We start from the raw sequence: 24,493 nt of genomic DNA on the forward strand, positions 1-24,493 counted from the left end.
TATGTCGTGGTTGCCCGCGTTGCCAGCTGCCCCGCAGCCGCCGCGGAACCGGCTGTGGCACGGCGCAGCCGGTACGGGGTGGTCAAAGAATCGTAAGGTGTTCGGTGCCCGTCGCGAGGTCGCCGCTGCGGGCGCGCTCGCTGTTGAGCTTGATCTGCAGGCGCAGGTCGTTCACGGAGTCGGCGTTGCGCAGTGCGTCTTCGTAGGTCACCTTGCCGGCCTCGTAGAGATCGAACAGGGCCTGGTCGAAGGTCTGCATGCCCTGCTCGCGGGAGCGCTTCATCAGCTCCTTGATCTCGCTGATCTCGCCCTTGAAGATCAGGTCCGACACCAGCGGCGTGTTCAGCATGATCTCGACCGCGGCCACACGACCCTTGCCCTCGCGGCGTGGCAGCAGGCGCTGGCTGATGAGGGCGCGCAGGTTCAGCGACAGGTCCATCAGCAGCTGCTGGCGACGGTCTTCGGGGAAGAAGTTGATGATGCGGTCCAGCGCCTGGTTGGCGCTGTTGGCGTGCAGCGTGGCCATGCACAGGTGGCCGGTCTCGGCGAAGGCCACGGCGTGCTCCATGGTCTCGCGGTCACGCAGTTCGCCCATCAGGATGACGTCGGGCGCCTGGCGCAGGGAGTTCTTCAGCGCGGCTTCCCAGCTGTCGGTGTCCAGGCCCAGTTCACGCTGGGTGACGATGCAGTTCTTGTGCGGGTGCACGAACTCGATCGGGTCCTCGATGGTCACGATGTGGCCGTAGGTCGTCTCGTTGCGCTCGTCGATCATCGCGGCAAGCGACGTGCTCTTGCCCGAGCCGGTCGCGCCGACCACGATCACGAGGCCGCGCTTGTTCTGCACCACCTCGCGCAGCACCGGCGGCAGGTCCAGCGAGGCAATCGTGGGCAGTGTGGACGGGATGGTCCGCAGCACCATGCCGACCTGGCCCTGCTGGATGAAGGCATTCACCCGGAAGCGCCCGATGCCATGCGGCGAGATCGCGAAGTTGCACTCCTTGGTGCGCTCGAACTCCGCGGCCTGCTTGTCGTTCATGATGGCCCGCGCCAACTGCAGCGTGTGCTGGCCGGTGAGCGGCTGCGGCGACACCTTGGTCATCTTGCCGTCCACCTTGATCGCGGGCGGAAACTCCGCGGTCAGGAACAGGTCCGACCCCTTGCGCGACAGCATCAGCCGCAGCAGGTCGTTGATGAACTTCGAGGCTTGATCTCTTTCCATACCCTGGATCCTTTCGTCCCGCAGGCGGGCTGTTCGGGCCGAGCGCCGGGCCGCTCCCAAGCCGGCCCGCCTTGCAAATCGCTGCAGGCCACGGCCGGCAGTGATTTGCACCCCCACGGGGGGTGGTCCGGCGTACGCGCCGGACCGGGGGCACCGTGCTAGCCGGGGAAGTTCTCGGGGAACTTCGCCTTGGAGCGCGCCTCGGCCGGCGAGATGATGTTGCGCCGCACGAGGTCGGTGAGGTTCTGGTCCAGCGTCTGCATGCCCTGGCTGTTGCCGGTCTGGATGGCCGAGTACATCTGCGCCACCTTGTTCTCGCGGATCAGGTTGCGGATGGCCGAGGTGCCCAGCATGATCTCGTGCGCGGCCACGCGACCGCTGCCGTCCTTGAGCTTGCACAGGCTCTGCGAAATCACGGCCACGAGCGACTCCGACACCATCGCCCGCACCATTTCCTTTTCGGCCGCGGGGAACACGTCGACGATCCGGTCCACCGTCTTGGCGGCCGACGAGGTGTGCAGCGTGCCGAACACCAGGTGACCCGTCTCGGCGGCGGTCAGCGCCAGGCGGATGGTTTCCAGGTCACGCATTTCACCGACCAGCACCGCGTCCGGGTCTTCCCGCAGCGCGGAGCGCAGCGCGTTGCTGAACGAATGGGTATGCGGGCCGACTTCCCGCTGGTTGATCAGGCTCTTCTTGCTCTCGTGAACGAATTCGATCGGGTCCTCGATGGTGAGGATGTGGCCGTATTCGTTCTCGTTGAGGTGGTTGATCATGGCCGCCAGCGTCGTGCTCTTGCCCGAGCCCGTCGGGCCCGTCACCAGCACCATGCCGCGCGGCTTGAGCGCCAGGTCGGCAAAGACCTTGGGCGCGCTGAGCTGCTCCAGGCTGAGGATCTTGCTCGGAATCGTCCGGAACACGGCGCCCGCGCCGCGGTTCTGGTTGAAGGCATTGACCCGGAAGCGCGCCAGGCCCTGGATCTCGAAGGAGAAGTCGACTTCCAGTGTCTCCTCGTACACCTTGCGCTGGGAGTCGTTCATGATGTCGTAGACCATGTCGTGCACCGCACGGTGGTCCAGGGCCTCGACATTGATGCGGCGCACATCGCCGTGCACCCGGATCATCGGCGGCAGCCCGGCCGAGAGGTGCAGGTCGGAGGCCTTGTTCTTGACCGAGAATGCCAGCAGCTGAGTGATGTCCATGGTGTACGTATAAGAGAGCTCGGCTGATTATGGCGATCTACGAAGCTCTGCAAGCCACCAAAAACCGCATCACTGCGGCATGCGTCTCAGCTGGCCGTCCCGCCGATGCGGTACAGCTGCTGACCGTCAGCAAGACCTTCCCCGCCGCGGCGGTGCGGGAAGCCCATGCCGCCGGGGCCCGGGCCTTCGGCGAGAACTACGTGCAGGAAGGCCTGGCCAAGATCGGCGAACTGATCGATCTGCGCCCCCAGCTCGAGTGGCACCTGATCGGGCCGCTGCAAAGCAACAAGACCCGCCCGGTGGCCGAGCAGTTCGACTGGGTGCACACCGTGGACCGCCTCAAGGTGGCCCAGCGCCTGTCCGAGCAGCGGCCCGCGGACCTGCCGCCGTTGAACATCTGCTTGCAAATCAACATCAGCGGCGAGGCCAGCAAGAGCGGCCTGCTGCCGGCCGAGGTGCCGGCACTCGCGGCCCAGGTCGCCGCCCTGCCCCGGCTGCGGCTGCGCGGGCTGATGGCCATTCCCGAGCCGGGCCCCGGCGCGCTGGCCCAGCACCAGGCCATGGGCGCGTTGTTCGCGCAGCTCCAGGCGAGCGGCCTGCCGCTGGACACGCTGTCCCTGGGCATGAGCGCCGACCTGGAAGCCGCCATCGCCGCCGGCTCCACGATGGTGAGGGTGGGCAGCGCCATCTTCGGCGCCCGCGCATGAAGGCCCGCCTCCGGCTCCTCGCCCTGTCGCTCGCCCTCGGCAGCGCCACGGCCCAGCCCGTGCCCGACACCCTCGCCCAGCGCGCGATGGCCTGCACCGGCTGCCACGGCAAGCAGGGTCGCGCCGCCCCCGATGGCTATTACCCGCGCCTGGCCGGCAAGCCCGCCGGCTATCTGTACAACCAGCTGCTCAATTTCCGCGATGGCCGGCGCGACTACGGCCTGATGAGTGAACTCATCTCGCCGCTGTCCGATGCCTACCTGAAGGAGCTGGCTGGCCACTTCGCCGCGCTCGACCTGCCCTACCCGCCGCCCCAGCGCGCCACGCTGCCAGCTGCAGCGCTGGCGCAGGCCGAGCAGCTCGTGCGCCAGGGCGACACGACCCGCAAGCTGCCGGCCTGCGTGGCCTGCCACGGCGATCGGCTGACCGGCACCCAGCCCGCCGTGCCCGGGCTGCTCGGCCTGTCGCGGGACTACCTCAACGGCCAGCTGGGTGCATGGCGCAGCGGCCAGCGCCGCGCCCAGTCGCCCGACTGCATGGCGCAGATCGCTCGCTTGCTGACCGACGCCGAGATCAACACCATCACCCAGTTCCTGGCCAGCCGGCCCATGCCTGCGGACCCGCACCCCGCGGCGGCCCTGCCGGCGCCCGCGCCGCTCGCCTGCGGAGGCGTGGCGCCATGAAGCGCATGCTGGTTGGCCTGGCGCTGCTGGTCGCGGGCGCGGTAGCCGCGGCTTTTGCCTTGCTGAGCTGGCAGCGCCACCTGTCTGACGACACGCCACCGTCCCGCACGACGCCCGACTTGAAGCGCGGCGCCTACTTGGCGGCCGTGGGCAATTGCGCCGGCTGCCACACCGCCCGGGGCGGCCAGCTGCTGGCCGGTGGCCGCGCGATCCCGACACCCTTCGGCACGGTGTTCTCCTCCAACCTGACGCCGCATGCGTCGGGCCTGGCCGGCTGGACGGCCGATGACTTCTGGGGCGCCCTGCACTTCGGGCGCAGCCGCGACGGGCGACTGCTGGTGCCGGCCCATCCGGTCACCAACACGACCCTGGTCACGCGTGAGGACGCCGACGCCCTGCACGCCTGGCTCCAGGCGCAGCCGCCGGTGGACGCGCCGCGTCGCGCGCACGAGCTGCGCTGGCCCTACGGCAGCCAGCTCGCGCTGGCCGGCTGGCGGGCACTCAATTTCAGGCCGGGGGTGTATCGGCCCGATGCGGCGCAGGACAGCACCTGGAACCGCGGCGCCTACCTGACCCAGGGCCTGGCCCACTGCAGCGCCTGCCATGCGGCCCGCGACGCCCTGGGCGGCGACCGGGGCCCGGCGGATTTCCGCGGCGGCCTGCTGGCGGGCCTGGGCTGGGTGGCGCCGTCGCTGCATGACCCACTCGAAGCCGGCGTGCAGCACTGGACCGACGAGACGCTTCGGCGCTGGCTGCGCGATGGCCACGCCGAAGGCCACACGGCGCAAGGCCCGATGGCCGAGGTGGTGTTGGGTAGCACCACGGCACTCGACGACACCGACCTGGCCGCCATGAGCCGCTACCTGCGCAGCCTGCCCCAACAAGCGGCAGAGCGCGCCAAACCCGTGCGCGCCGACGCGAGCCGGCGCGAACGTGGTGCATCGCTCTACCGCGACCATTGCGCGGCATGCCACGGCGCCCAAGGCGAAGGCCGCCGCGACGACAGCGGCGCGATCGCCTACCCCGCACTCGCCGGCAGCCGACTGGTGACGCAGGCCAGCGCCGCCAACCTGGTGCGCCTCATCGAGCGTGGCGGCTTCGGTCCCGCCACACCGGGGCATCCGCGGCCCTACGGCATGCCGCCTTTTGCCGGCCTGCTCGGGCCGGAAGACCTTGCCGCACTCGCCAGCCATCTGCGCGAATCCTTCGGCCACCACGCGGGCGAAGTCGATGCCGTCGAGGTTCTGCGGCTGCGTGCGGCGGCCACGCAACGCTGAACGCGACTGCCGGCCGCCAAGGCCACGTGAACGTTTTCACGCAAGGGCTCGCAGCGCCGAATCAAATCGTCACAGGTCGCGACACACTGCGCGCAGGCCGCCGGGTACGGCCGCAAGAAACATAGCCGCGAGGCATACATTCCCGTTGGATTCAAAGGCGGCTTCGCGCTGCCCATACCCGAGATCACCGGACAAGGACCTGAACCGAATGAACCTCCTGACCCAACTGCGCATTGGCCCTCGCCTTGCCGTCAGCTTTGGCCTGCTGCTCGTGCTGCTGGTGCTGATCGGCGTGTACGGCGTCACCAACGCCCGGCAACTCGCCACGGATCTGGACCGCACGGCCAATTCCAGCCTCGTGAAGATCGGGGCCGCGAACGCTCTGGAGAGCCAGGTCAACATCATTTCGCGCGCCGTGCGCGACCTGCTGCTGCTGGACACCGCCGGCGCCATCAAGAAGCAGAAGGCCGCCATCACCGGCGCGCTCGAAGAAGCCGAAAAGCAGCTGACGGGCCTGGAAGCCGCCGTGGCCGATGACCAGGAGAAGGCCGCCGTGTCCGAGGTGCGCGAGCGCAAGGCCAAGTTCCTGACCGCACTCGAGAAGTTCCAGAAGATCCAGACCGACGGCAGCCCCGACGAAGCCCGCGAAAGCCTGATCACCGACCTGCGCCCCGCGCAGACCGCGCTGCAGGAAGGGCTGAAGAAGCTGGTGGACATGCAGTTCGACAACGGCAAGGCCCTGGCCACCGCCGGCAATGACCGCGCCAAGTCGTCGGTCATGCTGACCGTGATCGCGATGGCCGCAGCCGTCGCGCTGGGCATCTTCGCCTTCATCGTGATCTCGCGCTCGATCGTCATGCCGGCCCGCAAGGCCCAGTCGGCCGCCGAGGCGATCGCCGCCGGCGACCTGACGCAGGACATCCACGTCGAAGGCCGCGATGAACTGAGCCAGATGCTGCAGGCCATGAAGGACATGCAGATCGCGCTGTCGGGCGTGGTGCGCGATGTGTCGACCGCCGCAAGTCAGGTGGCCGAGAACTCCGGCTCGATTGCCGACAGCAACGCCAACCTCGCCGACCGCACCACCCGCTCGGCCGCCAGCCTGCAGAACACCGCGGCCTCCGTGGAGCAGATCGCCTCGACGCTCAAGGGCGCCAGCGACCTGACCCGCCGCGCGGCCAACATCGCCGTGACGGCCCGCCAGTCGGCCAGCAACGGCGGCGCCGTGGTCTCCAAGGTCGTCGAGACCATGGAAGAGATCAGCGCCAGCTCCAAGAAGATCGGCGACATCATCGGCGTCATCGACGGCATCGCCTTCCAGACCAACATCCTGGCCCTGAACGCCGCGGTGGAAGCCGCCCGCGCCGGCGAGCACGGCCGCGGCTTCGCCGTGGTGGCCGCCGAGGTGCGCGCGCTGGCCCAACGCTCGGCCGGTGCCGCCAAGGAGATCAAGGTGCTCATCCAGGAATCGACCGTCAAGGTCGAGAACGGCACCACGCTGGTCAACAACGCCGGCGTCACCATCCGCAGCGTCGTGGACGAAGTCAACAACATGGGCCAGCTGATCGAGGAGATCTCGCACTCGGCGCAGGAGCAGGCCGCAGGCGTGGGCGTGGTCAATGGCGCCATGAACGAGCTCGACAAGGCCACGCAGCAGAACACCAGCCTGGTCGGCGAACTCAGCCGCTCGGCCGATGCGCTGCGCGACAGCTCCACCCGCCTGATCGAAGCGGTCGGATTCTTCCGCGCCGCCTGAGCCTCCTATTCCCACTCTCCGAGGGTCGTCATGTCATTTCTTCGCTCTGCCACCGTCCTTGCCGCCAGCCTGATGCTGGCCCTGGCCGCCCAGGCCACGCCCAAGATCGTCAAGAAGGTGCCGCCCGAGTTCCCGGCCGAAGCCTCCAAGAAGGGCATCACGACCGGCGTGGTCAAGGCCAAGCTGGTCATTGACGCCGACGGCAAGGTCAGCGACGTCGAAATCCTGGAAGCCGAGCCCAAGCGCGTGTTCGACCGCGCCGTGAAGGCCGCGCTGATGGAGTGGAAGTTCGAAGCGGGCGAGAAGGGCACGCACGAAGTGAAGCTCGTCTTCAAGAACGAAGACTGAGCGGCCCAGCGGCTCCAGCGGTGCGAATCAGCGCCGGCTGAGGGCGGGCACTTCGGCGGCGCGAGCCGCCGGCTTGAACCAATGCATGCCACCTGCCACGAGCAGCATGGCCAACGCGGCGCCACCGGCCATCAGGCCCAGGCGCCGTTTCTTTTGGCTCTGGCGCACACGCGCAGCACCAACGCCAGCGGCCTGGCGCAGCGCGGCATTGGCCTTGGTGCGCTGCAGGCGACGCAGGTTCACGGCCTGCTTGCGGCCGTCACGGCCGGTCACAATTTCAAAGCTGAGCGGCTCGTCCAGGCGTGCGCCTTCCCCATCCGTCGGGAAGGCCGCCAGCGCCACGAACACCTCCTCACCGCCACCGGCCGGGCTGATCGCCCCGTAGCCGGTGTCGTGATTCCAGGCACTCAGCACTCCTTCGAATCTCATTTCGACCTCGACAACAACACGGCCATGGTGAGGCACCGGTGGGCCGCGGTCGCAACCGGATGTAAGCCGAAGACAATCCGGCCTCCGCATTTCTGATACCGACAGCGCATGCCCATCAATTGGTTCCCTGGTCACATGAATGCCACCCGCCAGGCGATCAAGGATCGCGTGAAGGCCGGGCTGGACGTCGTGATTGAACTGCTGGACGCGCGACTGCCCGGCTCCAGCAGCAATCCGCTGCTCGCGTCGCTGACCACAGGACGTCCGTCCCTCAAGGTACTGAACAAGCAGGATCTTGCCGACCCCCTGATCACGGGCGAATGGTTGGCCCATTACAACGCCCAGCCCCACACCCGCGCCATTCCGCTGGACGCAGGCGAGCGCTCGCCCGCGCGGGCGCTGATCGCCGCCTGCCGCGAACTGGCCCCCGGCCGGGGCGACCTGCACAAGCCGCTGCGGGTGCTGATCTGCGGCATCCCCAACGTGGGCAAGAGCACCCTGATCAACACCCTGGTGGGCAAACGCGCCGCCAAGACCGGCGACGAGCCCGGCATCACGAAGACCGAGCAGAAGATCGTGCTGGAGAACGGCTTCTACCTGTTCGACACGCCCGGCATGCTCTGGCCCCGCATCGCCATCGAACAAAGCGGCTACCACCTGGCCGCCAGCGGGGCCATCGGGCGCAATGCCTTTGATGAAGAGGAGGTGGCGCTGGAGTTGATCGCCGTGCTCAAGCGCCGCTACCCGGATCGCCTCAAGGAACGCTACGGCCTCACCGATCTCGGTGAGGACGACGCCATCCTGGAGGCCATCGGCGTGAAGCGCGGCGCCAAGGTGCGCGGCGGCGCGGTGCAGATGCACAAGGCCGCCGAGGCGCTGCTGATGGATTTCCGGCAATCGCTGCTGGGTCGCATCACGCTGGAGACGCCCGCCGAGATGACCGCCTGGCACCAGGCCGCCGCCGAGGCTGAGGCCCGCAAGGCCGCGCAGCGCGAGGCCGAGAAGGCGGCCGACAAGGCCCGCCGCAGCGGGCGCCGCGCCGAGAGCAGCGGCGACGCCTGAGGCCGGGGCATCGTCCCGGCGGGGCGTGCTTCCCCGGCCTTGACCGGCGCGGGCGGCCGCCTATGCTGGCCCGGTCGCCACTTGCCGCGCCCCCATGTCACGCCTGTCTCTGCTCGACCTCGCCTTCTTCATCGCCGAGAGCGAGGCCAGCCCCAAGCATGTGGCCGGGCTGCACATCCACCAACTGCCGGCCGGCGTGCAGGGCAACGGCACGGCCTTCGCCAAGCGGCTGTACGAGGCCTTCCTCACGCACACCGAGGTGCAGCCGCCGTTCGACCAGGTCATCAACTTCGTGTCGCCCACGCTGATGCCGAGCTGGCGGACCGCCGACGCGGTGGACCTGTCGCAGCACGTGTTCTTCCACAAGCTCAAGCCTGGTGCCAATGACCGCGAGGCGCTGTACGCGCTCACCGCGCGCCTGCACGAATCCATGCTCGACCGCAGCCGCCCGCTGTGGGAGGTGCACGTCATCGCCGGCCTGTGGGACCGCCAGTTCGCCGTCTACTACAAGATGCATCACGCCGTGGCCGACGGCATCACCATGACCCGCTGGGGCGTGGCCTCGCTGCGCACGCGTGCCGATGACGATCTCCTCACACCGGTCTGGACGCTCGACCACAGCCGCCGGCGCGACCCCGCCCGCAAGAAGCGGCTCGACCAGGCCGTGGCCGGCACCGTCTGGAAGCAGCTGACGGCCAACAGCAAGCGGGCCATCGGCGTCGGCCGGCTCACGGCCATGCTCGCGCTGGAGGCGGCCAAGCTCACCAAGAACGCCATCGCCCTGCCCTTCATGGCCAGCGGCGACACGCCCTTCACCGGCAATGCCACGCCCGGCCGGCAGTTCGCCACCGCGGCGGTGCCGATGGCGCGCATTGACGCCATCCGCCGGGTGGCGCGCGCCACGCTCAACCATGTCGCGCTCACCTGCCTGGATGGCGCCATGCACCGCTACCTGGCCGACGAAGGCGTCGTGCTGGACCGGCCGATCACCATCCAGATGCCGGTCAACCTGCGGCGCGAGGGCGAGAAGGGGGCAGGCAACAAGATCGGCATCATCCTGGTGGACCTGTCACCGCCGACCGACGACGCCTACGTGCGCCTGCGCAACGTGGGCTACTCCTTGCGCAACCTGCGCGCCATGATCGACTCCGTCGCCCCGGAAGCGGTGGAAACGTACACCATCCTCACCGGCCTGCTCGGGCAGATTGCCGGCATGCTGAATCTGGCGGATGTGGTCACGCCCATGGGCAACACGCTGGTGTCCAACGTGCCCGGGCCGGCGGAGCGGCTCTACCTGCAGGGCGCCCCGCTGATGGAGATGCACCCGGTATCGACGCTGCCCGCCACGCATCTGCTGAACATCACGCTGTTCAGCTACGCCGGCACGCTGTACTTCGGCCTGATCGCGACCGATGCGCTGCCGCATCTGGGCCGGCTGGCCAGCTACATCGAAGAAGAGATCGCGACGCTGGAGGCTGCCGTCGGCGCATGAGCTGCGGTCAGGGCTGAGGCGGCGGGGGCGGGATCTTGATCTCGTTGCCCAGGCGCTGCGCCGACTCCATGCCCTTGTTGTACTCCTCGCGGCTCATGCACCGGCGCACCTTGCGGTTGGTGCCGGTCACGGCCTCGAAGAAACACACGACGTCGGTCTGAGGCTCGTCGGCCTGGGCGACTTGTCGCGGCCCCGCCTCGGGCACGGCGCACCCCGAGAGTGACAACAGGGTGGCAGCACCCAGCACGGCAAACGACTTCACGGCTAACTCCCCGACGAATGGTGAGCCGAAATGTAGCCGCAAGCGCTGCGCAGCCCGATCGCGTCCCTACATTCGTATCCAGCCGCCGATACGCAGATGCCACCGGCCCCCCTGGTTCTCCCAGCGGTGCGGCTCATAGCGGTAGCCCGGTCGCGGGCGTTCGTAGTAGCCCGGCACCCAGTAGTGGCGGCCACCGCTCCAGCCCCAGTAGCCGTTGATCCATACCGCGCCCGGGTAAGGCATCACCGGCACCACCTCGGCATATGGCGCCGGCGGCGGGGCGTCCACCACGATGCCCGGTTCAGCCACGTAGCCCACGCGATGCGCGGGCACGACGACGCAGCCCGAAAGCAGGGCCGCCGCAGCGGCTGCCAGGGTCAAGGCCAGGCGCTTCATCACCGCGGCCCCGGTTGGACGTAGACGGTGCCACGGTCATAGCGCCCGGCGTCGTAGCGGTAGCCGTAGCCATCGCGGTAATAGCCATGGCGGGGCGGCACGATGATGCAGCCGGAGAGCAAGGCGGCGGTGGTCACGAGCGTGAGGGCCAGCGTCAGTCTTTTCATGAGGGCGACTCCTGGCCGCAAGGGCGCGGCCATGGCCCACTAACCGCTGGCGTGGCCGCGCCGATGACCGCGTCACAGAGAGTTACTTCGTGGCGCTTTGTTGCTGCGGGGCCGCAGACCGCCGCCCGCCCGGCCGCATGCCGCTGGGTTGTGGCGTCATGATCGCGCTATCCTGCGGCACCTTTGACTTCACCGCCGCTCATGAAACGCCTCGCCCTGTGCCTGCTTCCCCTTGTGCTTGCCGCCTGCGCCGCCCCGAAGCCCACCAACGAGGCTGGCGAGGTGGTCTCGTCCGACTTGACCTGTGACCGCGAGGTGCGCACGGGCACCATCCTCCCCAAGACGCACTGCAGCACCGCCGCCGACCGTGAAGCCGCCCGGCAGGCAGCCCGCCAGGCCGGCGAAGCCATCCGACCGCAGGGCGCCATCCGCGGCAACGGCGGCAACTGACCCGGCGCGCGCCTCAGCCGCGCCGCATCACCGCCACGAGGCACAGCATGCCGACCGCCAGCACCCCGGCGGTCAGCCACAGGGCGGCATCGAAGCTGCCGCTGGCCTCCACCATGCGCCCGGTCAGCGCGGGCGCGCTCACCTGGGCCACCCCGTAGCTCAACGTGAGCCTTGCCATGGCCTTGCCCGGATTTGCCGGCGAGCGGCGTCCCACCAGGGCCAGCGTCAGGCTGACGATGCCGATGAAGGTGGCGCCGTACAGCAGCGCGCCCGCCAGCGCCGGCACCAGCCCCTGCGCCAGCACCGGCAACAGCACACCCACGATCTGCACGCCGTAGGCGATCAGCAGGGCCTGCACGTCGCCCGTGCGCCGCGCGATGCGGTCCCAGACGAAGACCGCCGGCGTGGCCGCCAGCCCCACCAGCAGCCAGGCCCACGGGCCCTGGCCGGCCAGCAGCGGCTGCTTCTCGACGATGGCCACCGTGAAAGTGGCGTTGATGACGAAACCCCAGCCGGCGCAGAAATAGGCCGCCACCATCAGCGCCATCCAGCGCCGGCTCGGCGCCTCGCCGCCCGCTGCCCGCGCCACCGCGGGCGGCACCGGCGGGCGCCAGCGCCAGGCCGGCAGCAGGAAGGCCAGCCCCAGCAGCGCGAAGCCCTCCCATTGCGCCGCCCAGCCCAGGTCGAGCCGCGTCATGCCCATGGCTCCCACGGCCGACACGACGATGCCAAAGCCCAGCCCGATGAAATACAGCCCCAGCTCCGGCCGGCGCCCGGCGCGGATCAGCCAGCCCTGGACCAGGCCCGAGCCCAGAAGCATGCCGGCCGCGCCGCACAGGCCACCCAGGTAGCGCGACACCGCCCACACCCCGAAGGATGTGCTCCAGCCCATCAACGCCGTGATCAGCAGCGCCAGCGGCAGGCCCACCGTGTAGAGCCGATGCCGCCAGGCCGGGCTCTCGATCCACGACGCCAGCAGCGCGCCGCTCATGTAGCCCGCGTAGTTGATGGCCGCCAGCAGCCCGCCATCGGCCACGCCCAGGCCGGCCTGGGCATGCATCTGCGGCAGCAGCGGCGTGTACGCGAAGCGGGCCAGGCCGATGGTGAGCACCAGCGCGCAGATGCCGCCCAGCAGCACCTGCCAGGCCTGCAGCGGCGGAGCGGTGCGCTGGGGCATGGCACGGTTGTACCAGTTGCGGGGATGACCCTGGCTTGCAAACCGGCGTGGCGCACCCAGTTGAGCGGGCATGGCGCTCTTGATCTGCTTCGTTCTCGTGCTGCTGGCAGCGGCCGGCATCGCCCTGTGGCCGCTGTGGGTGAGGCGCCGGCGCGAGCGCATCGCGGCCCGGCCCTTCCCGGCGGCGTGGCGGCGGCTGCTGCGGCGGCATGTGCCGCTGGTGTCGCGCCTGCCGGCCCGTCAGCAGCTCCGGCTCAAGGCGCTGATGCAGGTCTTTCTGGCCGAGAAACCCATCATCGGCTGCCGCGGCCTGCGCGTGACCGACGAAGTGCGCGTGACGATCGCGGCCCTGGCCTGCCTGCCGCTGCTGGGCGCCGCGCGGGGGCTCTACCCTGAATTGCGTCAGGTGCTGGTCTACCCGAGCGCCTTTGTCGTGGACCGGCCGGTGACGGAATCGGGCGGCGTGCTGTCAGACCAGCGCCGCGTGCTGGCGGGCGAGAGCTGGAGCCAGGGCCAGGTGCTGCTGGCTTGGGATGAAGTGAAGCGCGGCGCGGCCACGCCGGGCGACGGGCGCAACGTGGTCATCCACGAGTTCGCCCACCAGCTCGACCAGGCCGGCGGCCCGGCCAACGGCGCCCCTGCGCTGCCCACGGCCGAGGCCTACCGGCGCTGGTCCACCATCATGCAAAACGAGTTCGATGCGCTGCGCTGGCGGCTGGCGCGGGGCGAGCCTGGCCTGATCGATGCCTACGCGGCCACCGATCCCGCGGAGTTCTTCGCGGTGATCAGCGAGCTGTTCTTCGAGCGGCCGATCGAGCTGGCCGCCGGGCATCCGGCGCTGTATGCCGAGCTCAGCGGCTACTACCGCCTGGACCCGGCAAGCTGGGTCTGATCAGAAGCCGAGCGACGCGAGCAGGTCGTCGACGTCGTCCTGCTTGAGGGCCTTGTCGGGGGTCTGCACGCCACCCAGCTCCTGCGGCGCCAGCGGCTCGACCGGGGCGGGCAGCGAGTTCATCAGGTCACGCAGCGGCGGCTCCGCGCGCTCCATCATCTTGCTGACCTTGTTGATGACCTGGCCGGAGAGATCCTGGAAGTCCTGCGACATCATGATCTCGGTGTGCAGCGACTTCTCGCGGGCGGCAAAGCTCGCGGCATCGGCCGCATAGGCGGCGCACAGCTTCATCAGGGCGCGGGCGCGGTCCTGGCTGATGTTGGTCGACAGCGCGAGGCGGTTGAGCGCATCGGACAGCTCGCGGCCCTTCTTGCGCACGGCTTCGGCGTCTTCCTGGGCGGCTTCGACGAGGTTGAGCACCTTGGTCGCGGCCTGCTCGGTCATGCTGCGCACATAGGCCAGACGCTCGCGCGCGTCGGGCAGTTCGTCCACGACGTTGTGCAGGATCTGAGCCGCGTCGGCCCGGATCATGGCCTGGATGGATGCGTCGGACATGGAGAACTCCCTCGGTGCAACCCGACACCATCGACGGGCTCGAAGCAGTTTAGGAGGCTTGCCCGGCCAAGCAAGCACCTGAGACGGGGCTGAACGCGGCCTTTATCACGCCAAGCGCTGCAAACGAATTCAGGCCTTGCCCAGGGCCTGCTGCACGAGCGTGACTTGTTGCTCACTCAGCCGACCGGCCGCCTGGGCCAGGGCCAGCTGCCGCTGCGCCAGGGCCTGCAGCAGGTCATCCGCCAGCCCGGCGGCGTCCACCGCGGCCCGGTGGCGGGCAATCACGCCCACATCACCCCGGGCCACCGGCCCGGACACCGCCCCCGGCAGGCCGCGCGCCAACGCCGTGGCGAGAGCCCCCTGGGTCAGCGGCGCGAGCGCCGGCAAGGCATCGGCGGGCGCCAGGCCAGCCGCCGTCCACAGCGCCTGCGCCTCGGACAGCACCGCCAGCACGCCGCTGGCGGCCAGGTTGGCCGCCGCGTGGTACGCCGCCCGCGCGCTGGCGCCCATCGGCGTGGGCAGTTGCAGCGGCTGCAGGCCCAGGTCGACGGCCAGCGCCTGCAGCGCGGGCAGCCACTCGGGCGGCGCCTCGATCCCGACATGCGCGCCCGCCAGCCCCGCCTCACCGGCGAGCAACTTCAGCGGGTGAAAACCGGCCGCGGCCGGCGCAGCGGCGAGTGCCGTGAGCGGCGTGGCACCGCTGCAATGCAGCGCGAGCTGACCGGCGCGCCACGGCAAACCGGCCGCGGTCGCGGCAATCTGGTCATCCGGCACGGTGAGCCAGACCCAGTCGGCCGCCGTGGCGGCCTCGACGGCGGTGAGCTCGCCCGGCCCCGGCTGCCGGCGACCCACCCGCACCGCGTGGCCGGCCGCCTGCAGGGCCGGCACCAGGGCACGCGCCAGCCGGCCGAAGCCGATCACCGCGTGCGTCATGCCCGGCACAGCCCGCGCGCCGCCGTGCCGCTCAAGGCTTGACGAACTTGAGCGTCATGCGGTCGCTCTCGCCGATGGCCTGGTACTTGGCGCGGTCCTTGTCCTTCAGCGCATAGGTGGGCGGCAGCGTCCAGACGCCCTCGGGGTGATCGGCGGTGTCCTTGGGGTTGGCGTTCACCTCGCTGCGGCCCGCCAGCTTGAAGCCGGCCTTCTCGGCGAACTGGATGACCACCGCCTCGTGCACATAGCCGCTGGCGGCCTTCGGGTCCTGCGGGCGCGAGGCCGGCAGGCGGTGCTCTTCCACGCCCAGCACACCGCCCGGCTTCAGGGCCTTGAACGCGGCATCGAACACGGCCTGCGCCTTGCCCTCGCCCATGCTCATCCAGTTGTGCACGTTGCGGAAGGTCAGCACCACGTCGGCCGTGCCGGCCGGGGCGATCTCGAACAGGCCCTTGTTGGCGTCGAAGGTCGTGAGCTTGACCTTGCTGTACACGCCCATGGAGTCCATCTTGGCCTTGAAGCGCGCGCTGCCACCTTCGGCCGCATACAACTGGCCCGACTCGCGCAGGTAGGGCGCCAGGATCTCGGTGTACCAGCCGCCGCCCGGTGCCAGCTCCACCACGGTGTCGGTGGGCTTGACGCCGAAGAAGCTCAGCGTCTCGTAGGGGTGGCGCGCAGCGTCGCGGGCGACGTTGCCCACCAGGCGGTTGTCGGCGGCGACGGCGGCCTTCAGCGGGTCAGCCGTCTGGGCGGTGGCGCCAAGCGTGGCGGCGAGGGTCAGCGTGGCGATGAGCCAAGTCTTCATGGGTGTGTCTCCTTGTGGGGCCCGCGAGTATCAGCCGGCCCGCAAACCCTGTCGAAGGTCAGGCCAAGCCCGAGGCCAAGGTGTGCAGCAAGGTCGTGACCACGGCGATGGGCAGCGGCAGCCCGAGCAGCGTGCCGGCCACGTAGTGCCGCAGCCGCACGCCTGACAGCGCCAGCGCGTAGTTCAGCGCCGGCACGGAATGGAACACCAGCCGCAGCAGCACCACGCTGCGCAGCGGATGCCGGTCCAGCTGCGCCAACAGGCGGCGCGCGAGGCGGTTGTCCAGGCCGCGCAGCGCATCTGCGCCGAGCAGGCGCACCACGACGAAGGTCACGGTGCAGGCAATGCAGGCGGCCACATAGGTGCTCAGCGCCCCCCAGACCGGCCCCAGCGTGAGCACGGCCGCCAGCAGGAAGAAGCCCCCCGGCACATGCACCAGATTCGCCAGCACGAAAAGCCCCGTGAAGGTCGCAAAGCCCCAGAGCCGGTGCTCCGCGAACGCCCGCCGCGCGGCCTCCAGGCTGAGTTGCTCGCGCAGGCCGCTGATCTCCAGCAGCGCCCACATCAGCCCCACGAAACCGACCACCGCCAGCCAGCGCCCCAGGCGCAGCCAGCGCCGGTGCGGCGCAGGGTGCTCAGGCTCGGGGTCGGGCGATGTCAACGGCGGGGCTTGGGAGGCTTGCGGGCCCCCGAAGTATCCGCGGGCGCCACCACGCCCTTGACGGCCGCCTGGGCGAGCTTGAAGAACACATCCGTGTTGTCGATCACGCCGGTGAAGGCCAGCGCGCCGGGGCCATAGGCCGACAGCGGCACATCGGTGGCGGTGTGCACCGCCTGCTCGCCAGGCACCTGGCCGGTGACGAGGTACTCGCCCAGCGCATCGTCGCGCTCCATCGCGTTGGCGGGGTACCACTTCAGCGGCGCCTCGGTCGCGAAGGGCTGCTGGCCATCGCGCTGGGGCGTCTTCTTGGTGCGCCAGTCTTCATGACGGTCGGCGTTGGCGCCGTAGCCCACCAGCAGGCGGTAGTCGATGTCGGTCGTCTCGGGGTAGCCGTCGGCGGCCAGGCGGTAGCGCGGGAAGCCCGCCTTCTCGTAGGCGCCCACCACCGCATTGCGCAGGTTGGCCACGCCCTTCTTGGCGGCCAGGTCGACCAGCGCCTTGTCGGTGACCATGGAGCCGCCGATGAGTGCGGCGCCGGAGCATTCATGGTCGGCCGTCACGATGACCAGGGTGTCGCCCTGCTCGGCCGCGAAGTCCTGCGCCACGCGCACGGCGCGGTCGAACTCCAGCGTGTCGAGCATCCAGCGCTCGGTGTCCATCGCGTGGGCCTGCTTGTCGATGGACGCGCCCTCCACCATCAGCACAAAGCCCTTGGGCGCGCGCTTGAGCACGGCCAGCGCCTTGGCAGCCATCTCGTCGAGCATGGGCTGGTCGGGCAGGCCGAAGTCGTCCACCACGCTGGCGCCGCCCAGGCCATTGCGGTCGCTGCCGCGGCGGCCGTTGATCTTGTCCAGGGCCACGTTCATGTTGGAGAAGGCGAACAGGCCGAGCAGCGGCTTGGCGGTGTCGGCGCGATCCAGGTCGGTCTTGGTGGCGGCGTAGCTGAAGCCGGCCGACTGGAACTCGCGGATCAAGTCGCGGCCCTTGTCCATCGCGCCGGGTGCGGCCCCCCAGCGCTTGACGATCTCGGCCGTGTGCGCCTCGGTGGCCGAGAAGGCGTAGTCGTTGCTGTCGGTGCGCGCCGAGCCGGGCGTGCCAGCGGGCAGGAACCACTTGCGGCCGCCGCCCATCAGCACGGTCAGGCCCGTGCGGCTGCGGTCGTCGAAGAACTGGTCGACGATGCCGGTGCCCGCGCCGCGGTTGCTGGTGTGCACCGCATTGCCGGCGGGCGTGGCGTCGAACACGTCGGCCGTGGTGACGATGCCCAGCTGCTTGCCCTGGGTGCGGTGCAAGTATTCGCTGAGGTACTCGATGCGCGGGTTGTCGAAGGCATCCACCGTATCGTCCGGGAAGACGCCTTCCTCGTTGTTGTTGTTCTTGTTGCCGCTCACGTAGGCGGTCATGCCGGGCGCGGAGTCGGTGACGATGCTGTTGAGCGACGCCGTCTTGACCAGCGCGGTCGCGGTGAAGCTGTCCATGGCCAGCGGCTCGACAGCCTTGCCCTGGGCGTAGCCGTGCACGATGCGGGCCGCGGTGCGCTGCGAGGCGCCCATGCCATCGCCCAGCAGGATGATCACGTTCTTGACCTTGGGGCCGAGCGCGGCCGCGAAGGGCACGATCTCGAAGTTGCCCTTGGCCACCACTTGCTGCCCATCGGCCTGCGTGGCCTCGACGCGGAACTCATGCCGGCCCGCGGCTTCGCTGGACACCGCGCGCACCGTGGCGATGGCGGTCTCGGGCGCCAGGCCCTTCACGCAGCCGCTGGCGCAGTCGCGCAGCGCCACCGTGGCCGCCACCGGCTTGCCGTCGATGAAGAAGCGCGCGGCGGTGATCTTCTGGCCGGCGTCAGGCTTGACGGTAGCCTGCAGATCGAAGCGCTGGCCCGGCAGGAAGCGCGCGACGACGGGGTCGGCGCGGCCGCTGCTGAAGAGCTCGCTGGGCGGTGTCAGGCGGCTGACGGTGGGCGCGGCGTGGGCACTGGCGGCCAGGGTGGCGACCAGCAGGAGCGTGTGGAGGTGGAGCTTCATGCGAGCTTTCAGTGAGAGTGCGAGACCGCCGGCGAAGCAGCAGATTCGAGCGCGTTGGCCGTGAGCTGCAGGCGCAGCCAGGACACACGCCCGGGCTCGACCTCGGCCGGCCCGTAATCCAGCCGCCCCTGCAGCACCAGCGCGCCGGGGCGGAAGGCGACCAGGCGCTCCCGCTGGCCTTCCGGCAGCAGCACGGTGACGGTGGTGGCGGGCAGGTCGTCGGCCTCGCCGTCGGCGTGCTCCGCCATGGTCACCGGGCGGGGCGTGAAAAGGAACTGACCGGCCTGTGGCTGCTCACGCTGGACCATGTAGCCCACCAGCCGCACCGGCTTGCCCTGAGCCGCCAGCAGTTGGGGCGTGGGCTGCAGGCCCAGGGGCCCGATGGGGCGAGCGAAAAAGTCGCCGAACGACAGCGTCAGGGGCGCTTCATCCGCCTGCGCAGGCAGCGCGGCCAGGCCGCTGAGCAGGGCAAGCAGGGCGAGAGTGAGCTTCATGCCGGGGGCGAGAGTCAGGACAACCGACCATGCTGCCCGGCCTGCATGAAAAACCTGTGACGGCGCCAACCCTGTGCCGGAAAAGAAAAACCCTTCGGCCGGCGAGCGCCCGAAGGGTGAATTCCGCCCGAGCAACGGGAGGAGGAGACAAGCCGCCACCTTATCCCGAGGCAGGCCGCGCGACCGATCAACTTGCTGACCGATGGCAGCGCCGACCCCGTCAGCGCCGCTCCCACATCGCGACCGTGTCCGGCCAGGCGGCGTCGCCTGCCGGCGCGGCAGCCGGGGGCGGCGCCGGTCGGGGGGCTTCAGGCGCGAAGGCCAGCTCGAAGCGCACCGCCTGGGCAGCCCGGCGGCGACGGCTGCGCGCCTGGGTCTTGAGCGCATGCTCGACGAACCAGCGCGGCATGCGCTGCAGCAGCGCGTCGAAACCGGAAGCGGGGGGCTTCACAGCACCGTCCGGCGGATGTCGATCTCGGTGTCCTCCCAGGACTCGGCCTCGGGCTTGGGGCAGACCACCAACTGCCGGGTGGCCTGGGCCTCCCATTCGCGCAACTGGCGCAGGCTCAGGCTCAGCACCGCAGCGCTGGCGTAGGGCGGGCCCTCGGCGGGCGGCGGAAAGGTGGGCGTGTCCATGGCGGCTCCTGGGCAATGACGACAGTGGCCTCAGTCTCGGCCGCGCCGGCCCCGCCGGGCATCGCCCGGAGGGGGGTGACGGCAGGGGATGCCGAGTCAACCTCCCCCTCACCACCCCCCAAAAGTGGGATGCCCTCCCCCAGGTTCCCCGTTCAGGGCGATGGCCCGCGTGCCGCTGACTCCCGACACTGACCTCCATCGACAGCCCCCCACCCCGGAGCCCGCCATGCAAGCCACCACGACCGTTGCCGCCCACCGCGCCCTGCAGTTCCCCGGCCTGTTCGGCCGCACGGCCCGCCCGGCAGACAAGCTGCAGCCCATCCAGCGCAACGTGGCCCCGACCTATGCCAACCAGGTGCGCGACAGCATCCTGCGCTGCAGCCGCCAGATGAGCGGCGCGCAGTCTCACCAGCAGCGGGTGCGCTTCCTGTCGGGCGTGGAGGTCAGCGAGATCAGCATGGACGACTGGGCCCACGTGAACGAGAACTTCCGGCCGGTCTGGCTGGGCTGACACGCGACGGCTGTTCATCGACGGTTCAGCCGCGCCGGCTATCCTGGGTTGCGAGCCGCATGGGCAGCGCCTGACGAACCCACCCCTTGACACCACGTCCTCCGAACGACGCGCAGCAGACCCCGCCGCCCGTGCAAGGCCTCACCGCGCGCGAAGCCGACGACCGGCTGCGCCGGGACGGCCCCAACGAGCTGCCGGCCGCCGGCCGCTCCGGGGCCCTGCAGTTGCTGTGGGAGGTGGTGCGCGAGCCCATGTTCCTGCTGCTGGTGGCCTGCGGCGCGCTCTACCTGGCGCTGGGCGACCGCCAGGAAGCCCTGATGCTGCTGGGCTTCGTGGGGGTCGTCATCGCGATGACCTTCGTGCAGAAACGGCGCAGCGAGGCGGCATTGGAGGCCTTGCGCGACCTCTCCAGCCCGCGCGCCCTGGTGTTGCGCGACGGCACACCACGGCGCGTGCCCGGCACGCAGTTGGTGGTGGGCGACATGGTGCTGCTGGCCGAGGGCGACCGGGTGCCAGCCGACATCGAGCTGCTGCAAGCCAGCTACCTGACCGTCGATGAGTCGCTGCTGACCGGCGAATCCCTCCCCGTGCTGAAGCAGGCGCGCGACCCGGCCGATCGCACGCCGGCCTTGGCGCAACAACTGTGCTTCTCGGGCTCGCTGGTGACCCAGGGCACCGCCCAGGGCCGGGTGGTCGCCACCGGGACGCGCAGCGCGCTGGGGCGCATCGGTGCCTCGCTGGGCGCCATCGCGCTCGACGACACGCCTCTGCAACGCGAGACGGCCCGGGTTGTGCGCCGGGTGGCACTGGCGGGCGCGTCGATCGCATTGATCCTGGCCGTGGGCTGGGCCGTGAGCCGAGGTGACTGGCTCAGCGGCTTGCTGGCCGGGTTGACGCTGGCCATGGCCATCCTGCCGGAAGAGTTGCCAGTCGTGCTGACGATCTTCCTGGGCCTGGGCGCCTGGCGGCTGTCGCAGCAGCAGGTGCTGACGCGCCGCATCCCCGCCGTCGAGCTGCTGGGCGCCACCACGGTGCTGTGCGTGGACAAGACCGGCACACTCACGCGCAACCAGATGGTCGTGCGCTGGCTCTGGGTCGACGGCCAGCGCTTCGAGCTGACCGGCCAGGACGTCGCGACCATGGGGCACGAGTTCCACCCGGTGCTGGAGTACGCGGTGCTGTCCAGCCACCGCCGTGCCTTCGACCCGATGGAGGCGGCGATTGCCAGCGCAGGCGAGCACTGGCTGAAGGGCTCCGAGCATCTGCACGCTGACTGGCGGCTGGTGTCGGACTACCCGCTGTCCCGGGAGCTGCTGGCCATGTCGCGAGTCTGGCAGTCACCCGACCAGCGCGCCTGGGTGGTGGCAGCCAAAGGCGCCCCCGAGGCCGTCGTTGACCTGTGCCATCTGCCACCCGCCGAGCGCGCGCGCGTGGCCCAGGAGGTGGCTGCGCTGGCCGCAAGGGGGCTGCGCGTGCTGGGCGTGGCACGCGCCGCGTTCGCAGCGGGTGAGCTGCCGCCGCTCCAGCACGACTTCGAGTTCGAGTTCGTCGGCCTGGTGGCTCTCGAAGACCCGGTGCGCGACGACGTCCCCGCCGCAATCGCGGAATGCCGCGCGGCGGGCATCCGCGTGGCGATGATCACGGGAGACCATCCGGCCACGGCACTGGCGATTGCTCGCCAGGCGGGGCTGGACGTTGCGGGCGGCCCGCTGACTGGCGCTGAGCTCGATGAGCTGGACGACGATGCCCTCGCCGCACGGTTGAGCCGAACGCAGGTGTTCTGCCGGGTACGACCCGAGCAGAAGCTGCGGCTGGTGCAGGCCCTGCGCGCCCGTGGCGACGTGGTGGCGATGACCGGCGACGGCGTGAACGACGCCCCGGCCCTCAAGGCCGCCCACATCGGCGTGGCCATGGGCGGCCGCGGCACCGATGTCGCCCGAGAGGCCGCCGACCTGGTACTGCTGAACGACGAGTTCAGTGCGCTGGTCACCACCATCCGCTACGGCCGGCGGGTGTTCGCCAACCTGCGCAAGGCCATGGCCTTCGTGCTGGCGGCCCACCTGCCCATCATCGGCCTTGCGCTGGCGCCGCTGCTGCTGGGCTGGCCGCTGATCCTGATGCCGGCTCATATCCTGTTCCTGCAACTGGTCATCGACCCCGCCTGCTCCATCGTCTTCGAGGCCGAGCCGCTGGAGGCGGGTGCCATGCGCGCGCCTCCCCGCCGGCCGGATGCGCGGCTGTTCGACACCGCCTTGCTGCGCCTGGGCTTGCTGCAGGGCGCAGGGCTGCTCGCGGCGGTGCTGGCGGGCTACCTGCAGGCCGGGGGCGCTGACGCCGGTCGCACGCTCGCCTTTGCCGTGCTGGTGTTGGGGAACCTGGGCCTGATCCAGGCCAACCGGTCATGGGCTCGCCGGGGTGAAGCAAAGCGCACGGTGAACCAGGCTTTCCGCTGGATCTCACTCGGCGCGGCGGCCCTGCTGGCACTGGCCGTCGGCGTGCCGGCCGTGGCCGGGCTCTTCAAGTTCACGCCGCTGACGCCGGCCGGCCTGGGCCTGGCCGCACTGCTGGCTGTGCTGAGCTGGGCCTGGTGTCGGGCCGTGGTGGGCTGGCAGCGAGCCGGGTGAGGTCAGTCGTCATCGGCAGGGTGCCCGCCGTGGTGCCCGCCACGCGACGCGCCCGCCACGTCTATCGCGGGCTGCGCCAGCTGTGTGCCAACAAAGCCCAGCCAGGCCACCACCACCAGCAGAGCCAGCCAGCGTCGGTTCGCCTTGATGACATCCGCGCCCGCGCCGGGCATGCGCCCGGTCAGCATCGGGCCCGCCAAGTTGCGGCCACGCATCAGGGAGCCCAGCAGGATCAAGGCCAGGTGAGCCAGCACGAGCCCCAGCGCCGCATTGGCCAACGCCTCGTGAACCTCTTCAAAAACCTCTGCCAGACCGAACACCTCCGCATACCCGGCATAGCCCGAGAGCACCAGCGGCGCGGCCATCGCCAGCAGCAACCCCATGGCCAGTCCCATGGCCAGCGTCGCCGTGCGTGAAGCGTCGAGATGCCCCGCGCGGGCCTGGCGCAGCCACTCGCCCAGGCCTGCCGCGCGATGCCACAGCAGGCTCAGCCGTGCCGGCCGCGGCCCGAGCAGCCCGTAGGCGAGGCGGAACACCAGCAACCCGCCGAAGGCATAGCCCAGCGTCACGTGCACGCTTCGCCAGCGCTCCGACTCGGCGGTGAGCCACGCCCCCGCGAAGCTGAGGGCAAAAAGCCAATGAAAGGCGCGCATCGGGGCATCGATCACCAGGCGGCCGCGTCGCGACAGCCCGGCGTCTGCGCGAGGGTTGGGGGAGGCCGATGGGGTGGAGGTCGTGTTCATGGGGGTTCTCAGGTCGTGAGTCAGTCGTTCCAGGCCGCCCGCTGGCGCGCGCTGAGGCCCTCGGGCATGCGCAGCGCGTGTTCGCTGTAGCGCCCTTGGTCGGCGCCGGTGTGGCAGGCCATGCACTGGGCCGGCGAGCGCACGCTGGGGAGCCGCCAGGTCTCGGGCTCGATGTGCCGGTGCTTGCGCACAAAGCGGGCGGTGCGGGTGATGCGGTCCTCGGGCACGGGTGCCAACGCCGGCCGGCGATCGGCGTTCTGCTGGAGCCACCGGCTGAGCTGCTCGACATCCCGGGCATCCAGAGACGCATCGGTGCCGAAATGCCGGTCCAGGCCGCCCATCAATCGCGCCCACGATGCCGCAGGCAGCAGGCCAGGCGAATAGGCCACATGGCAGGCTGCGCATTCCTTCGCATAGGCCGCCGGCCAGGCCAGCCGGCGCGGGCCGTCCTGATCGTCAGCGCGGGCGACCAGGGCCCAGGGCAGCAGGCAGGCCGCCAACGCGGCCCGGGTGTAAGCGGTGAACAGGGGCATGGCCGTCTCCGGGGTCAGCGCAGCGTCTGCAGCCAGGCCAATACATCCGCCTTCTCGGCGGCGGAGCATTCGCGCCCGGTCACGTCCTTGCAGTTGCGGCGGAACCACTTCTCCACGCGCCGCTCATCGGTGAAGGCCTGGGGATTGAAGGCCGGAGCCAGCGGGTCCAGCGGTTTGCCGGTCACCACATGCCGGCCAGCGACAGTCGGCATCGCGCCGTGGCAGGAAGCGCATGACCATTCCCCGCCGTGACGCTGCGTGAAGAACAGGCGCCCGCGTTCCGGCTGGGCCGGCGTGCCGGCGGCGGCGTCGTAGGTGCGTTGCAGCTGAGCGGGCGTTGTGGCCTGGGCCTGAACGGCGGGCGCCACAGCCAGCAGCAGCATCAGGCGCCAGGAGGTCGGCATGCACATGGGAGGTGTCCTTGTTCGTGGTGGTGCCATGATCGACAAGCG

Annotated in this window: 29 protein-coding genes; 11 read left to right on the top strand and 18 right to left on the bottom strand. The window is 70.2% G+C overall.

Features of this window, described 5'->3' with window-relative positions; genetic code table 11:
* Positions 1 to 82: 82 nt before the first annotated feature.
* Entirely contained in the window at positions 83 to 1,219 is a 1,137-nt protein-coding gene (locus CDO81_RS26235) for a PilT/PilU family type 4a pilus ATPase (RefSeq protein ID WP_088486220.1), read from the bottom strand.
* Positions 1,220 to 1,377: 158 nt separating this feature from the next.
* Entirely contained in the window at positions 1,378 to 2,421 is a 1,044-nt protein-coding gene (locus tag CDO81_RS26240; protein WP_088486221.1) for a type IV pilus twitching motility protein PilT, read from the bottom strand.
* Positions 2,422 to 2,447: 26 nt separating this feature from the next.
* Between CDO81_RS26240 and CDO81_RS26245 the strand changes: the two genes are divergently transcribed.
* The 5 genes from CDO81_RS26245 to CDO81_RS26265 all read left to right on the top strand — a co-directional run bounded on the left by CDO81_RS26245 (position 2,448) and on the right by CDO81_RS26265 (position 7,192).
* Entirely contained in the window at positions 2,448 to 3,128 is a 681-nt protein-coding gene (locus CDO81_RS26245) for a YggS family pyridoxal phosphate-dependent enzyme (RefSeq protein WP_420893078.1), read from the top strand.
* On the top strand, positions 3,125 to 3,811 hold the full coding sequence (locus tag CDO81_RS26250; protein WP_088486223.1) for a c-type cytochrome: 687 nt from the start codon (positions 3,125 to 3,127) through the stop codon (positions 3,809 to 3,811). The genes CDO81_RS26245 and CDO81_RS26250 overlap by 4 nt, the downstream gene beginning before the upstream one ends.
* Positions 3,808 to 5,088, top strand: coding sequence for a c-type cytochrome (locus CDO81_RS26255; RefSeq protein ID WP_088486224.1), 1,281 nt, complete (start codon positions 3,808 to 3,810; stop codon positions 5,086 to 5,088). Before CDO81_RS26250 ends, CDO81_RS26255 begins: the two co-directional genes overlap by 4 nt.
* Positions 5,089 to 5,296: 208 nt before the next feature.
* The gene (locus CDO81_RS26260) at positions 5,297 to 6,844 is read left to right on the top strand and encodes a methyl-accepting chemotaxis protein (RefSeq protein ID WP_158218439.1); all 1,548 of its coding nucleotides are present in this window, start codon (positions 5,297 to 5,299) and stop codon (positions 6,842 to 6,844) included.
* 30 nt (positions 6,845 to 6,874) lie between these two features.
* Positions 6,875 to 7,192, top strand: a complete 318-nt coding sequence (locus tag CDO81_RS26265; RefSeq protein ID WP_088486226.1) for a TonB family protein — start codon at positions 6,875 to 6,877, stop codon at positions 7,190 to 7,192.
* Between the two features lie 27 nt (positions 7,193 to 7,219).
* On the opposite strand, the gene CDO81_RS26270 is transcribed toward CDO81_RS26265, so the two are convergent.
* Positions 7,220 to 7,621 carry a cold-shock protein gene (locus CDO81_RS26270; RefSeq protein ID WP_144397417.1) on the bottom strand — a complete coding sequence of 134 codons (402 nt, stop codon included), beginning with the start codon at positions 7,619 to 7,621 and terminating at the stop codon, positions 7,220 to 7,222.
* A 108-nt stretch (positions 7,622 to 7,729) separates the two neighbouring features.
* Between CDO81_RS26270 and ylqF the strand changes: the two genes are divergently transcribed.
* Together ylqF and CDO81_RS26280 are read left to right on the top strand one after the other, a co-directional pair.
* Complete coding sequence (gene ylqF, locus CDO81_RS26275; protein WP_088486228.1) at positions 7,730 to 8,683, top strand: ribosome biogenesis GTPase YlqF; 954 nt, start codon at positions 7,730 to 7,732, stop codon at positions 8,681 to 8,683.
* A gap of 94 nt (positions 8,684 to 8,777) precedes the next feature.
* Entirely contained in the window at positions 8,778 to 10,175 is a 1,398-nt protein-coding gene (locus tag CDO81_RS26280) for a wax ester/triacylglycerol synthase domain-containing protein (RefSeq protein ID WP_088486229.1), read from the top strand.
* Between the two features lie 7 nt (positions 10,176 to 10,182).
* On the opposite strand, the gene CDO81_RS26285 is transcribed toward CDO81_RS26280, so the two are convergent.
* From CDO81_RS26285 to CDO81_RS28285, 3 genes are all read right to left on the bottom strand, one after another.
* Positions 10,183 to 10,437 (bottom strand): hypothetical protein, encoded by a 255-nt coding sequence (locus tag CDO81_RS26285; RefSeq protein WP_088486230.1) that lies wholly within the window; start codon positions 10,435 to 10,437, stop codon positions 10,183 to 10,185.
* Positions 10,438 to 10,503: 66 nt separating this feature from the next.
* Positions 10,504 to 10,833, bottom strand: a complete 330-nt coding sequence (locus tag CDO81_RS26290) for a YXWGXW repeat-containing protein (RefSeq protein WP_088486231.1) — start codon at positions 10,831 to 10,833, stop codon at positions 10,504 to 10,506.
* Positions 10,833 to 11,000 carry a hypothetical protein gene (locus CDO81_RS28285; RefSeq protein ID WP_158218440.1) on the bottom strand — a complete coding sequence of 56 codons (168 nt, stop codon included), beginning with the start codon at positions 10,998 to 11,000 and terminating at the stop codon, positions 10,833 to 10,835. The genes CDO81_RS26290 and CDO81_RS28285 overlap by 1 nt, the downstream gene beginning before the upstream one ends.
* Before the next feature lie 201 nt (positions 11,001 to 11,201).
* Between CDO81_RS28285 and CDO81_RS26295 the strand changes: the two genes are divergently transcribed.
* Entirely contained in the window at positions 11,202 to 11,450 is a 249-nt protein-coding gene (locus tag CDO81_RS26295; RefSeq protein ID WP_088486232.1) for a hypothetical protein, read from the top strand.
* Positions 11,451 to 11,463: 13 nt separating this feature from the next.
* Here the strand turns inward: CDO81_RS26295 and CDO81_RS26300 are convergent, their stop codons facing one another.
* On the bottom strand, positions 11,464 to 12,627 hold the full coding sequence (locus tag CDO81_RS26300) for a YbfB/YjiJ family MFS transporter (RefSeq protein WP_088486233.1): 1,164 nt from the start codon (positions 12,625 to 12,627) through the stop codon (positions 11,464 to 11,466).
* Between the two features lie 70 nt (positions 12,628 to 12,697).
* Between CDO81_RS26300 and CDO81_RS26305 the strand changes: the two genes are divergently transcribed.
* Complete coding sequence (locus CDO81_RS26305; RefSeq protein WP_088486234.1) at positions 12,698 to 13,519, top strand: M90 family metallopeptidase; 822 nt, start codon at positions 12,698 to 12,700, stop codon at positions 13,517 to 13,519.
* On the opposite strand, the gene CDO81_RS26310 is transcribed toward CDO81_RS26305, so the two are convergent.
* The 8 genes from CDO81_RS26310 to CDO81_RS26345 all read right to left on the bottom strand — a co-directional run bounded on the left by CDO81_RS26310 (position 13,520) and on the right by CDO81_RS26345 (position 19,630).
* Positions 13,520 to 14,074: a protein phosphatase CheZ gene (locus CDO81_RS26310; protein WP_088486235.1), complete on the bottom strand. Its 555-nt coding sequence runs from the start codon at positions 14,072 to 14,074 to the stop codon at positions 13,520 to 13,522.
* Between the two features lie 129 nt (positions 14,075 to 14,203).
* Positions 14,204 to 15,007, bottom strand: a complete 804-nt coding sequence (locus CDO81_RS26315) for a DUF2520 domain-containing protein (protein WP_088486236.1) — start codon at positions 15,005 to 15,007, stop codon at positions 14,204 to 14,206.
* A gap of 31 nt (positions 15,008 to 15,038) precedes the next feature.
* Entirely contained in the window at positions 15,039 to 15,812 is a 774-nt protein-coding gene (locus tag CDO81_RS26320) for a class I SAM-dependent methyltransferase (protein WP_088486237.1), read from the bottom strand.
* 58 nt (positions 15,813 to 15,870) lie between these two features.
* Positions 15,871 to 16,473: a TVP38/TMEM64 family protein gene (locus tag CDO81_RS26325; protein WP_241517176.1), complete on the bottom strand. Its 603-nt coding sequence runs from the start codon at positions 16,471 to 16,473 to the stop codon at positions 15,871 to 15,873.
* Positions 16,470 to 18,500, bottom strand: a complete 2,031-nt coding sequence (locus CDO81_RS26330) for an alkaline phosphatase (protein WP_088486238.1) — start codon at positions 18,498 to 18,500, stop codon at positions 16,470 to 16,472. The genes CDO81_RS26325 and CDO81_RS26330 overlap by 4 nt, the downstream gene beginning before the upstream one ends.
* Positions 18,501 to 18,508: 8 nt before the next feature.
* Complete coding sequence (locus tag CDO81_RS26335) at positions 18,509 to 18,994, bottom strand: hypothetical protein (protein WP_088486239.1); 486 nt, start codon at positions 18,992 to 18,994, stop codon at positions 18,509 to 18,511.
* A 220-nt stretch (positions 18,995 to 19,214) separates the two neighbouring features.
* Positions 19,215 to 19,445, bottom strand: coding sequence for a hypothetical protein (locus tag CDO81_RS26340; protein WP_088486240.1), 231 nt, complete (start codon positions 19,443 to 19,445; stop codon positions 19,215 to 19,217).
* The gene (locus tag CDO81_RS26345; RefSeq protein WP_088486241.1) at positions 19,442 to 19,630 is read right to left on the bottom strand and encodes a hypothetical protein; all 189 of its coding nucleotides are present in this window, start codon (positions 19,628 to 19,630) and stop codon (positions 19,442 to 19,444) included. The genes CDO81_RS26340 and CDO81_RS26345 overlap by 4 nt, the downstream gene beginning before the upstream one ends.
* A gap of 226 nt (positions 19,631 to 19,856) precedes the next feature.
* On the opposite strand from CDO81_RS26345, the gene CDO81_RS26350 reads away from it, so the two are divergent.
* Positions 19,857 to 20,141, top strand: coding sequence for a hypothetical protein (locus CDO81_RS26350; RefSeq protein ID WP_088486242.1), 285 nt, complete (start codon positions 19,857 to 19,859; stop codon positions 20,139 to 20,141).
* A gap of 86 nt (positions 20,142 to 20,227) precedes the next feature.
* Positions 20,228 to 22,765 carry a cation-translocating P-type ATPase gene (locus tag CDO81_RS26355; protein WP_088486243.1) on the top strand — a complete coding sequence of 846 codons (2,538 nt, stop codon included), beginning with the start codon at positions 20,228 to 20,230 and terminating at the stop codon, positions 22,763 to 22,765.
* A gap of 2 nt (positions 22,766 to 22,767) precedes the next feature.
* On the opposite strand, the gene CDO81_RS26360 is transcribed toward CDO81_RS26355, so the two are convergent.
* From CDO81_RS26360 to CDO81_RS26370, 3 genes are read right to left on the bottom strand one after another with little or no spacing between them, the layout of a single operon-like run.
* Positions 22,768 to 23,508: a cytochrome b/b6 domain-containing protein gene (locus CDO81_RS26360; RefSeq protein ID WP_088486244.1), complete on the bottom strand. Its 741-nt coding sequence runs from the start codon at positions 23,506 to 23,508 to the stop codon at positions 22,768 to 22,770.
* A 20-nt stretch (positions 23,509 to 23,528) separates the two neighbouring features.
* Positions 23,529 to 24,041 carry a diheme cytochrome c gene (locus CDO81_RS26365; protein ID WP_088486245.1) on the bottom strand — a complete coding sequence of 171 codons (513 nt, stop codon included), beginning with the start codon at positions 24,039 to 24,041 and terminating at the stop codon, positions 23,529 to 23,531.
* Positions 24,042 to 24,055: 14 nt separating this feature from the next.
* Complete coding sequence (locus tag CDO81_RS26370) at positions 24,056 to 24,451, bottom strand: DUF1924 domain-containing protein (protein WP_088486246.1); 396 nt, start codon at positions 24,449 to 24,451, stop codon at positions 24,056 to 24,058.
* Positions 24,452 to 24,493: the final 42 nt, after the last annotated feature.

The sequence above is a fragment of the Roseateles puraquae genome, from assembly GCF_002205845.1.
In the GTDB taxonomy this organism is placed as follows: domain Bacteria; phylum Pseudomonadota; class Gammaproteobacteria; order Burkholderiales; family Burkholderiaceae_C; genus Pelomonas; species Pelomonas puraquae.